This window comes from Pseudarthrobacter cellobiosi (genome assembly GCF_023913815.1).
GTDB lineage: Bacteria > Actinomycetota > Actinomycetes > Actinomycetales > Micrococcaceae > Arthrobacter > Arthrobacter cellobiosi.
This window is the reverse complement of sequence record NZ_JAMXBK010000009.1, coordinates 1-11,193: the sequence shown is the minus strand read 5'-3', so window position 1 is coordinate 11,193 and position 11,193 is coordinate 1. Positions and strand designations below refer to the sequence as shown.

General features: G+C 62.7%; 7 protein-coding genes and 1 pseudogene. 1 reads left to right on the top strand and 7 read right to left on the bottom strand.

Annotated elements, in window-relative coordinates:
- Positions 1-104 precede the first annotated feature (104 nt).
- The 7 genes from NG701_RS00130 to NG701_RS00100 form a co-directional block, all read right to left on the bottom strand.
- Positions 105-1,118: an aminoglycoside phosphotransferase family protein gene (locus tag NG701_RS00130; protein WP_252563082.1), complete on the bottom strand. Its 1,014-nt coding sequence runs from the start codon at positions 1,116-1,118 to the stop codon at positions 105-107.
- Positions 1,115-3,043: a hypothetical protein gene (locus tag NG701_RS00125; protein ID WP_252563080.1), complete on the bottom strand. Its 1,929-nt coding sequence runs from the start codon at positions 3,041-3,043 to the stop codon at positions 1,115-1,117. Before NG701_RS00125 ends, NG701_RS00130 begins: the two co-directional genes overlap by 4 nt.
- On the bottom strand, positions 3,027-3,737 hold the full coding sequence (locus NG701_RS00120; RefSeq protein ID WP_252563078.1) for a glycoside hydrolase family 16 protein: 711 nt from the start codon (positions 3,735-3,737) through the stop codon (positions 3,027-3,029). Before NG701_RS00120 ends, NG701_RS00125 begins: the two co-directional genes overlap by 17 nt.
- Positions 3,738-3,843: 106 nt before the next feature.
- A complete protein-coding gene (locus tag NG701_RS00115) occupies positions 3,844-5,985 on the bottom strand; it encodes a hypothetical protein (RefSeq protein ID WP_252563076.1) in 2,142 nt (713 codons plus the stop codon).
- 195 nt (positions 5,986-6,180) lie between these two features.
- Positions 6,181-7,488: a glycosyltransferase family 2 protein gene (locus NG701_RS00110; RefSeq protein WP_252563074.1), complete on the bottom strand. Its 1,308-nt coding sequence runs from the start codon at positions 7,486-7,488 to the stop codon at positions 6,181-6,183.
- On the bottom strand, positions 7,485-8,483 hold the full coding sequence (locus tag NG701_RS00105; RefSeq protein WP_252563072.1) for a glycosyltransferase family 2 protein: 999 nt from the start codon (positions 8,481-8,483) through the stop codon (positions 7,485-7,487). Before NG701_RS00105 ends, NG701_RS00110 begins: the two co-directional genes overlap by 4 nt.
- A gap of 1 nt (position 8,484) precedes the next feature.
- Entirely contained in the window at positions 8,485-9,300 is an 816-nt protein-coding gene (locus tag NG701_RS00100; RefSeq protein ID WP_252563070.1) for a glycosyltransferase family 2 protein, read from the bottom strand.
- 464 nt (positions 9,301-9,764) lie between these two features.
- Between NG701_RS00100 and NG701_RS00095 the strand changes: the two are divergent.
- A pseudogene (locus NG701_RS00095) lies at positions 9,765-11,193 on the top strand (hypothetical protein); the annotation flags it as partial.

Here is an 11,193-nt window from a genome sequence, read left to right as displayed (position 1 = left end):
TTCGGTGGTCAATGGGTTCTAGACAAGCTCCATTTTCCTTGAAAAGACGGGCATTCTCGGTTTAAACCGCCGTCGGCGCCCCGAGCAACATCGGTGGATCAAGGCTAAGCCGTCCAGCTTCTCACCACGTGGCGCCAGAGCCAGAAATCCCGGTCGGCCGCCACTGCCGAACGCACCTGGTCTGTTCCGCGTCCGGGATCGGACTGGCCCTCGAGCCGATAGGACAGCGTGGCCGCGGACCGGGCCCACGTTGCGATGACAAGCAACGGAAGCAGGGCAGCGTCCACCTCCCGCAGGTCCAGGTGCCCGGCAAGGGGTGCCAGCGCCCACCCGCCGGGGCCGAAAGCCTTTTCAAAGGCCCTGAGCTGGCTGCCGCGATCGAAAGCCTGTTCGCGTGATTCACTCAGATACTGGAGGTAAAAGACCAGGTCATGCCCGGGAACGCCATCGGTGCGGGCCCGTTCCCAGTCCACCACCTGCAACCCTCCTTGGGGATTGAGGAAGAGATTGGGATGGCTCAAGTCGCCATGCTCGACGACGGCGGGCAGTTGCGCACCGCGCAGCGGCGCCAGTATCTCGTGGGTCCGTTCCACCAGCGCAGTGGTCTCGACTTCCTGGGACACGAGACCGTTGAGGGCCTCCAGCGGACGGATAATGGTCCGTTCGTACCAGCCGTCATTCTGGGCTGCTGCCTGCGTGCATGGCAAGGCGTCCACAAAAGCAGTGCCCGCGCTGACCGCGCCGGGCAAGTCCGCCGCCACCAGGCGGGGGTCCAGGGGTGCTCCCGTCACCGCCGTTTCGACCAGCACTGTGTGGGCGCCGACGTCCTGGACGGTCACCACCGTTGGAACGCCGATGGCTGGCCCTTCCCTCCCGGTGCTGAGCTGCCTCAGGACCTCGGCCTCATGCCGCACGCTGCCGTTCTCGCCCGGTTGCCGGGGCACCTTGACCACAAGACTCGGTTCGCGGGCTCCAGCCGCGAAAATCAGAGCCACCACATGCCTGGACGTGACGAATCTCGGCGTCAGCAGGACGCTTTCCCAGTGCCTGCCGATCCCGTATTTTTCCAACCCGAGCTCCTCATAATGCTCCGCCAGGAAACGGTCGACGAAAGTCATGACGGCCCCGCGGATGGGCGACGGCCCGTAACGGTACCTTCCGGAACAGCAAGGTCAAACAGGCCGAGCATCAGTGCCGCGCGGGCGGCGAGGGCCTTGGCTCCACCGAAACGGACATCCTTGTGCAGTGCCAGGGTGTCCCTGATCGCTGCCGCCGACGTCACCGGAACGATGCGGGCCGTCCGGTCCAGGGACGGCGCATTCCAGTAGACGCTGACGTCCTGGTAGCCATTGCGGACAAACTCTTGCTTCCAGCCTTTCAGAGTGCGGGGCCCGGATCGCCGGAACAGCGAACGCCGGGCCTCGACACACACCCAGCCGCCGGGTTCCACTGCTGCCGCGGCGGTCCTGAAGTCCGCCAGATCGGGGGCCCTGAGGAGGACAACTTCGTAGGTACTGCCGTGGTTCCCGTTTAGGTCCGGTGAAAGAACCGCCGCCGAGGGGTCAAGCAAGTGGAGGGCGGACTCCAGGTCCGGGCCCGTTGAGCCGCCATACCCCACGCTGTAGGTCTGCAGGTCAGGGAGCAGGAACCGCCAATCCAGCAGCCGCCACAGATGCAATGACAGTGCGCCTGCTGCTTCCGGGCCGGGCACAGCGGACGAAGCGACGGGCCCGGTGCCGGAATCCGGCCCGGCCCCCAGCGCCGGCGCGAGCCAGCGCCACACGATTCCGGTCGCCTGGCTGAGGACCCGCTCCGGTGCCTGGGTGGCGTCGATCACGCTGCTGCCCGGCAGCTGGTCAGCAAGGTCCCGGTAGGCCCGCCGCCAGTCCTCCAGAATTTTGGGGGAATGCTCGCCTTTCCTGTCGAACATGACCTGGCCGGAAACGTCGAGGACCAGCAGCAGGTCAGGAGGCCGCACCACCGCAAAGGCAACGGCATTCGTGGCCTTCTCCAGGATGCGGCCGAAGGCGCCCTCCAAGGCGGCGTCCGAACCGGGCCTGGGCAGCAGGGCGTCATAGGGCACGCGGTCCATGAGCACCATCCGGCCCAGCAGGCTGTAGGTCCTGGCCAGCAGGCCGCCGCGGACTACACGGTAGACCTTCTTGGCAGTGCGTCCTCCCGGAAGCTTCCCGAGCCAGGAGTCCCAGGGGCCCGCGCCCCACATGCCCATGTACACATACTTGGTGGGCAGGGGCACGGCTGCCTGAAGTCCGCGGAGCAACGTCGTCTTGCCGGCGCCGTCGGGAGCCATCACGCCTACCATGGGCCCACGATCCTGGAGCCGCGCGCCGAGCAGTCGAAGGCCCCTCTGCTTGGCGGCGACGAGCCGGGGTCCTGCCGGGCCGCCGGCCCACCTGGACGTCATCGCAGCGGCAGCGGCCGGCACGTCGTCGTACCTGCCTGTCCGGACCAGTTCCAACACAGTCGCGGCTGTGCCCGGCCCCATGCGGCGGTCAACAAAGCGGGCAATGTAATCATGCCCCGAAGCTGTCGTGGCCGCATTCCTGGCTGCCTCAATCCTCGGCGGCGCGATCTGTCCTTTGTCCAGGAATAAGTGGAGCAAATGCAACCACGCCTGATCCGCCTGCGTCGGGAGCCACAAGGGACCACTGCGCGCGCGTCGCCCCAGGCAGCGCCGAGCCAAAGAGGTCCGCCATTGCTGATATTGCCCGAAGGCTATCTCCGAAACGATGTCCAGCTTCACCCAGGCATCCGCGGTGGCGGAATAGCAGAAATAGAAGCGGTGGCTCCCGTGGCCCGGTGCCAGGACACGGCGGAAGCCGGCGGCTTCAAGCAAACCGTCCAGAGCCGGCAGCAACTCGCTGGCGACGAGAATATCCACGTCGCCGGAGGGACGGGCCAGGTCATCTTCCCCCCGCAACAGGAGCCACGGTATGCCCGTCCCGTCGAGGGCGTGAAGGGCGGCGGTGAGGTTAGGTTCAATAACCGGCACCTGTTCCATGGCATTAGGGCGCGTAGGCATACTGCACCGCCCAATCGATCTGCAGATGGCCGGACGTTCTTTCGGAGGGATAGGTGTCATTGGCACGATCCGAAGTCTCAGCCTGCAGAGTCCACCGCATCGGAGTATCGGGAACTCCTGCCGGCAGTGTCGTCTGATCGATAAGACGGCTGTCAAAGAACCATCGGACCTTCCCCGGTGTCCACTCTGTCGTCGCCACATGCCAATCGCCAGGGCTCGTGGGCGTCCGAGTGCGTGCCGGCGGATCGAACTCCATCGGGCCGTTCGCCAAGGACCCTTTTATCGCCGAGCCGCCGTAGAGGGGTCCGTCGAGGCCACCCTCCGGCCAGTCAATTTCACCTTCATTCCAGTTATCGCTGACAGGCCACAACAGAAACGCCATTTTGTAGCCGGGCGTGGAGTCGTACCTGAATCTGATGGAGTATCGCCCGTAGGTCTGACCGGCATAACCAAACGGAATGACGCTTGCCACCCGCGGGGAACCGGATGCTGTATGGAGAAAATAGTCAAGTGTTCCATCAGTTACTGAAAGGACTTCATCCGGCGCGTATGACCCCCTGCCCGAACTGTCGGCGAAGTCGGCGTATCCTCTCATCTCCGCGCCGTAGACTTCGTCCACCGCACCGCGGCCGGCCGCCGTCGTGAAATCCTGCGCACCCGTTTGCTTCCATCCAGGAAGATCTCCAACGGGCATTTCTGTTGACCTTTCGGTTATCAGGGCTGGAATCCAGACTGTCCCCGTACTGAGTGCCGCTGCCGCGGCAATGGCGGCACCGAGACTTTTTCGGAACCGGGAACGCCTAGCCGGCGGACTTGAATTTGTAGATTCTGACCGTATCGTTGCTGAAGACATTCTCGACGCCGACTCCATTCTCAAGCATTCCCTCCAGCTCCGGTAAATATTCGGCCTCAAAGCGCTTCTTTTCTACGGCCTGAAGTTTTTGTTCGTCAGTAATAATCACGTAGTTATTTTCCGCCCCGCGAAGATGGTCGGCGTATGCACGCAGTCCTTCAACGCTGATATTTCCGTCGGCCTCCCTGAAGTAGTCGACCAGCGAGGACACACTTCCCCATTTGAGATAGTGCGGATAATTTGATCCGACCAGAAGCGGGAAGAAGTACTTCGTATCAAAAACGATGTCCCCCGCTTTGGTGTTCGCGTCAAGCCATTGGCTCGCGACGACGTCGTCCCTGGGAACGCGGTAATCGGCCTCAGGCTGGAAGTGCACCACGGTAAACAGCATGGCCATGGCGGCCAGCCCGGCACTCGCACCAATGACCGTCCTGCCGGTCCTGACGGGGCCGGACCAGAACAGCCAGGCAACGCCGATGGATAGCCAGGGCAAGGCAAAAAGGAAGACCCTGAAGCGCGCCTCACCGCCGTATGACTGGGCCAGCAGCCCGAGTGCTGGCGCGAAAGCCAGCCAGGCAACCACCAAGGTGGTACGCACGTGGCCATGCAGCAACCGGCGGACGAAGCCGGCGACGGCCAGCACCCCCGTGGCCAGCGTGAGCACCACAGCAAGATGCGCCAGGGACTGCCCCGTCAGCACCCAACCTCCGACCACAAGCGGGTCGGTTCGCGGCGGGCGATAACCCGTATTCGCGAACAGGTTGAAGCCGCTGAAAAGTCCGTATTTTCCCTTGACATAGGCAAGGTTGGGAATAAAGTATGCTAGGGGTATTGCCAGCAAAGCCGGAGCCATCCAACGTGGCCTGAAATAGCCCGACATAAAGAGCGGGAATAGCCCCAAGACCGCCAGGTAGGGCGTCAACTGGTGGCTTACCACAATCACTGCCTGAATTATCAGAATGGCCACACATGCAAGTAGTTGCCTCGGAGTACCACGGCGTTCCCAGATGCTGGGCATGATCACGGGGTGCCGCTGCTTCACCCGTTGCACGATCCGCGACCTCCTGATGCGCATTTCGAAGCCGGCCATCCACTTAAACGGCACGCCCCTCAGGAAAGTCAGTGCGATCAGGCACATGGCGAGGTACAGGGAGTAGGAATAGGACTGCGGGGCGTAATAGTTCTGGTTCACCCAATTGGCGAGAGTGAATACAATGGTCGCAGTCCAATAAATGCGCGCCCTGTTGGAGATCGTTCGCACAATCGCGAGGACAAGAACCGCATCAACCAGCGCAAATCCTGTTTCGGCCCACGCAGCGTAGTCAAGGGCGTTCCGATATCCCATCACTTCGCCCAGGTAGGCGCTGAGCGCAAAAAAGCCCGGCCACCGGTTATAGATATCGATTGAGGGATCTACATTCCCGGTGGCTGTGATGAAGTTCGTGACGGCGATGTGTTTGTAGGTCCAGGGAAACCGAGGCACCTCGGCGAGCAGGCCCGCTGTTGAATAGAGGACAACGACGAGACTGGAGACCGAGACGCTCATCAGCAGCGTAGGGAACGTCTTTCGGGCCACCACTGCGTAAACACACGTGCCCACTACAAGCCCGACGGCGATGTACCAGGCGAGCGGAAACTCGGACAACAGCCCGAAATCGCCCAGCCGGCCATGTCCGGTAGTGGCCAGCCCAAAGACCCACAGGGGAGCCGCGACAGCGAGGGTCAGCCAAGGCAACACCGCCCTGATCCGGGAGCGCCGCTGGAGCCCCCGTCCTCCGGTGGCGGTGAGAGCGGGGCCGCCTCGGGCGGCGCCTCGAACAAACGTGCCCGGTAAGTAGGGGCCGGGCTTCAGGACGATGAAGCCCACTGCGGCAAGGACGACGGCGGCCGCCACCTGTCGCGGATACCAGAAGCCGGTCCACGCCATCGCCAAAGCCAGTGTGGTGTAGAGCGCTGCGCTGGCCGTCAGCGTCCAGACCAACCGCGCCGCCCGGTCCACGGAGGAAAGTCGAGACAGCAGCACCCACCCCGGCAATGCCAGGCAGACCATGAGCTTAAAGGCAGCCAGGGGCGCTCCGCCGATGTCCATGAGGATCAGGAAAGCTGCCACGAGTCCGAGTACTGCCAGCCCCGCATCAAAGTACCGCGGATGTTTGGCCGCCGAATTTGCGTGGGGCAGCACCGGGGAAACATCATCTCGGATTAGCAGAGCCATCGGCGCAACCTCCTGGGTTGGTGTGAGTGAATGTCCAGCGTGATTCCCATGAACAGCCGAAGCGGCTATTTACAACGTCTTGGCAGCCCCTGCCCAGCGTTCAAGCAGATAGTTGAGCGGACCGCGTGCCAGCGAGTGCAGCTCAAGCCGTAAAACCTGGGCGCGCTGCTCGTCCCAGAAATCATGGCCTTGGCTGGGCCCGGTTGTCGGCTGTTGTGGTGCACCCGTGCTTTGCAGGAAACTCCAGACGACGCCCGGAGTGCGGGCCAGCGCGAGCCGGGCCGTGTGGGGGTTCAGGAGGATCTTCGTGAGCCATGCACCCAGACCGCTGCCGTAGCCGCGGGCCTGGGCGCTCAAGTCGTCCAGGCCATCACGATGGCGATGCCACACAATTGCGGACGGCTGAACCACCAGGCTGTAGCCCTCGATAATCACCCGGGTGAACATGTCTATGTCTTCACCGCCGCCGGTGCGCGTTCCGACCCCCAAAGCGTTGTCGAAGCCGCCAAGGCTCAATGCCGTACGGCGATCCAGCGCGAAATTCGCTCCGGTTCCGAAAGCGCCCGGACAGAACGGAAACTTCGGAAGCTCCTGGGGCGGATCGGCGAAAGAGTAGACCTTCGGCGCCACGCTCTTGGACCAGCTGACGCGGTCATCGAAGTATCCCTGGGCCGGTGAACGCAGCTCCCCTGCCGGCACGAGTCCCGTGACGCAGGCCGTGCCGGGCATACGTTCGAAACCGGTGGCAATTTCCCGCAGCCACGCCTCATCGACAACAACATCGTCATCGGTGTAGGCCACGATGTCGCCCTGTGCGTGGCGGAGGCCTGTATTCCGCGCCTGGGAGAGTCCCGGGACGGGCTGGGTGATGAGCCTGATCCGAGGGTCGTCAAACTCGTCGCGCACCATGTCGGCGGTTTCGGCCGTTCGTGGCGCGTTGTCCACCACGAGGACATCGAAATTGGGGTAGTCGAGCTTAAGGATGGCAGTCAGTGCTCCCCTGAGCAGTGCGGATCGGTCACGCGTGCAGACGATAACGGTGACGGACGGTATTGCGGCCCCGGCGGTCATCGGCACAACCGCCGGAAGGCCAGCGACAGCCTCCTCCAGAGCGTCCCGCTGGACCATTCCCCCTGGTGCCTCTACATCGACGAAGCCACGAACCGCTGTCCCTTGGCGCACCAACAACCGTGCGCGGTCGTAGCCCGCATGACTGAGCAGCTGCAATTGCGTGTGATTGGCGAGGCATTCCAGATCAACGGCACCGATCCAGCGGGCTCCCGACCACTCCGGCGGGACGGCACTCTCCATGGCCGGTGCCAGCTCAAAAGCAGCCCGCTCCCCTACAGGTAGGAGCTCATCGACACGTTCGCTCACTGGACCTCCCTCCACGGTGCGCCCGCAAGGGCGGTCCCGGACAGCGGGCGGCCCTCGACGTGGGCTATCCGGCGTCCGCGTATGTACCCGGCGGCCGTGCATGCCAGGACTGCAATGACGACTCCCGCCCGACCCAGCCCCTGTGGATTGTCGCCCCGGCCCCAATCGCGCACTCCCGCAAAAACGGCCCGTGGCAGGACGCTGCGCACGTACCGCCGTTCCGGGCCCAGAGCCCGTTTATGGCCTACCACCCGGCTGACCTGGGCTTTGGAGATACCTTCGGACCAGGAACGCGACAGCATGTAGCGCAATGTCCCTCTTTCCGCCGGAACGTGGTGGCGTACCAAAGCCGCGGGTTCGTAAACGATCCGCGATCCGGGTGAGCCCATCCTTGAGCGGATGCAGATCTCGGTCTCCTCGCAGCCAAGGGGCAAGGTGCCCTGGCGTCCCAGCGAAAGGTTGAAGCCGCCAACCTGACGGAGGGCTTCAAGCCGGAAGGACATGTTGGCGCCAATGACATTCCGGACCTCGGAGGCCACCTTGGGCATTCCGCGGTGACTGCACCCAACGATCCAGTCGAGTTCTTCACCGAAGTAGCCCGGACGGCCCGTTTCCCACACCGGTTCCACGCGCCCGCCGACGGCCAGTACGTCAGGGTCGTCGTAAAGGGCAAGCAGCCGTTCAAGCCAGTCCGGGGCTGCCTCGGCGTCGTCGTCGAGGAAGGCCACAATGTCAGAGTCGGCCAGGCCGACGCCAGTGTTGCGTGCTCCGGACAGCCCGCGTGGACCGCTGCTCTCGACCACCGTCACGTCATCAACAATTTCGGTGAGCCGCTCGTAGAGGTCCTCGTTATGGTCAATCACCACCAGGACCTCCTGGGGTGCAATTGATTGGGCCCGGACGGACGCTATGACGTCCAGCAACCGGTCCCAACGCCTTTCGGTGTAAGCACAAATGACGATCGACACGCTGGGACGTGCAGCACGATCCAGCATGCTACTCTCCCCGAACCAGGGAGAGAACCGTCTGGGGATCCGTAGGCGTCCGCGGGACGCTGACGTTTGCGTAGGCATACTTCACCCGGCGGAGCGCTTCGGGCCTGGCGCCGGCGGTGGGCGCCTCCCACATGGTGCATTCGCGCGCGAGCGTTCCCAGAACCCTCCACCCGTCACGGAACGTCTGCAGATTCGAGGCGCCGGAGATGCGATCCAGCTCCAGGCTGGGGACTTCAGCAATCCGCAGACCGGCCTTGGCCGCCCGGACAATCAGCTCGGTCTCAATTTCAAAGCCGTCCGATTCCAGCTGCAGGATCTCCAGGCATTCCCGTCGAAACGCTATATATCCATAGCAAAGGTCGGAGTAGTTGCTGTGCAGGACCGCGTTGGCCAACCCGGTCAGCGCGCGGTTGCCGGCCTTCCGCAGGCGGGTGAGGTCTTCGGATCCTCCCCCGGTGACGTGGCGTGAGCCCTTGACGAAGTCGTAATCGTGCTGAAGCGGGGAAACGAACCAACCAATCTCTTGGGGATCCATGCTGCCGTCCGCGTCCAGCATGACGATGATGTCTCCCGAGGCTGCCGCAAACCCGGAGCGAAGGGCCACGCCCTTTCCCTTGCGTTGCTCATTGACGATGACCAGGTTGTCGCGGATTGCTTGGGCTACGCCCACTGTGTTGTCGGTGGAACGGCCATCGACGATGACCACTTCGTCAACGTACGAGGGCATCCTGCGAAGAACCCACGGAATATTTTTCGCTTCGTTCAAGGTTGGAATGACGACGCTTACTGAGGCCCTGGTGGCTTCGACGGCTGGCATCGTAAATGTAATTGGGAGCTGGATGGAAATGGACAAATACCTCACCACTTCATGACGTTTGCGGATTTAGTTCAACGCCGCGCTCGACGGGGAAATCGAGCGCGGCACTAGCGCTTTATCCGGTCATGGGTCTGGTCTCTGGCCCCAGCTCTCATTTAGCCTTCGACTCTGGCCGTAAGGAAGAGCCTATTGGGGGCGTGATGAGGCTGTCACCAGTAGTAGGTACTCACTTTTGAGGGGGCGGATCACCGTCTGCTTTCCAAGTACGGGGGTTTTCCGTCGGTCCAAATATTAGGTATAGGGGTTATTATTCAGCCCACATTTTAGGTATAGGGGATTTCATTGCGCGGGCTCACTTTTCGGGTCTACGCTTGGCCTTTAACTGGGGTTCCACCGCTGTTTCTGGGCCAGTGCGCAAATTGGGACTTCAGATCGACGATATTGAAGTGCCAGGGAGCCCTGCGATGAATATCGAGCGTCCCGTCAGGTGGCTGAGTCAAACGCTTGTTACGGCCATGATCGTTGCTGGATCGCTTCTGGCTACATCGCCGGCGGCATCGGCGGACCCGGCCTACGGCACTCCGAGCCTGAGCTATTCGGGCGTCAGCAATCCGCCGACGTCGGATAAGCCGCAGAGCAAGCTGTGGTGGAACGCTGGCTCGTGGTGGGCGGACATGTGGAAGACCGGCACCGGCTGGTCCATCTTCCGGCTGGACCGCGGCACAGGGACATGGGTGGACACCGGGGTCCGGAATGACAGCCGCAACAGCACATTGGCGGACACGCTGTGGGACGGCGAGCATCTTTACATCGCCTCCCACGTTGTCGCCAAAAGTGTGTCGAAGTCCGGCCAACAGGCCAGGCTGTACAGGTACAGCTACTCCGCTGGCACGTACACGCTGGACAATGGTTTCCCGACGACCATCAACACCAACAGCAGCGAAACGATGACCATCGATAAGGACACCACCGGTGCGATCTGGGCCACCTGGACGCAGGTTGCCGGCAATTCGACCGCCGGGTTCACCAGCACGGTCTATGTCAACAACTCCTTGCCTGGAGGTACCAACTGGACCACCCCCTTCGTGCTTCCTGTCGCCAACCCGAATCCGGCACCTGACGATATCTCAGCCGTCGTGGCCTTCGGCCAGAACAAGATCGGGGTGATGTGGAGCGACCAACTCACCGAGTCCGTCAATTGGGCAACCCGCACTGACGGAACGGACCCGGCGTCGACCTCCTCGTGGAAGGTTCAGCCGGCAATTCAGGGCAATAAACAGTCCGATGACCACCTGAACCTCAAAACCCTGCAGGCGGACACCTCGGGCCGGGTCTTCGCAGCAATCAAGACGAGCCTGAACGATACATCGTCCGACCCGACACTTCCCGAGCTTCTCCTGCTGGTTTTCAAGCCAGGAACCGGGTCCTTTACCAAGTCCACCATCTCCGTCGGGGGCGACTGTGTGACCCGTCCACAGATCGTGCTGGACACGCAGAACAATCTCGTCCGGGCATTCCAGACGGCGCCACCAACATCAGTCAGTGGCTGTGCCTTCTCCGGCGTGGCGGGCAGCATCTACGAGAAGACTGCGTCCATGGACAATCCCGTGTTCGCTGCCGGCCGCGGGACACCCGTCATCCAGAGTGCATCGTCGTCGAACATGAACGACGTGACCAGCTCCAAGCAGAGCGTGAACAACAGCACCGGCATTGTGGTGATGGCCAGCGACAACGTCGCAAAACGCTACTGGTTCTCGGACCGCCCCTTGGGTCCGGTGACACCGCCCGCACCCGTGGCAGCCTTCACCGCCACCCCCACCACCGGCACAGCACCACTTAACGTCAGCTTCACCGACACCTCCACCGGCACCCCAACCTCCTGGGCCTGGACCT

What these genes read in the sequence shown, in the direction of transcription:
- NG701_RS00130 (WP_252563082.1), bottom strand. Translation starts at nt 1,118, where the DNA reads ATGACTTTCGTCGACCGTTTCCTGGCGGAGCATTATGAGGAGCTCGGG.
- NG701_RS00125 (WP_252563080.1), bottom strand. Translation starts at nt 3,043, where the DNA reads ATGCCTACGCGCCCTAATGCCATGGAACAGGTGCCGGTTATTGAACCT.
- NG701_RS00120 (WP_252563078.1), bottom strand. Translation starts at nt 3,737, where the DNA reads ATGCCCGTTGGAGATCTTCCTGGATGGAAGCAAACGGGTGCGCAGGAT.
- NG701_RS00115 (WP_252563076.1), bottom strand. Translation starts at nt 5,985, where the DNA reads ATGGACATCGGCGGAGCGCCCCTGGCTGCCTTTAAGCTCATGGTCTGC.
- NG701_RS00105 (WP_252563072.1), bottom strand. Translation starts at nt 8,483, where the DNA reads ATGCTGGATCGTGCTGCACGTCCCAGCGTGTCGATCGTCATTTGTGCT.
- NG701_RS00100 (WP_252563070.1), bottom strand. Translation starts at nt 9,300, where the DNA reads ATGCCAGCCGTCGAAGCCACCAGGGCCTCAGTAAGCGTCGTCATTCCA.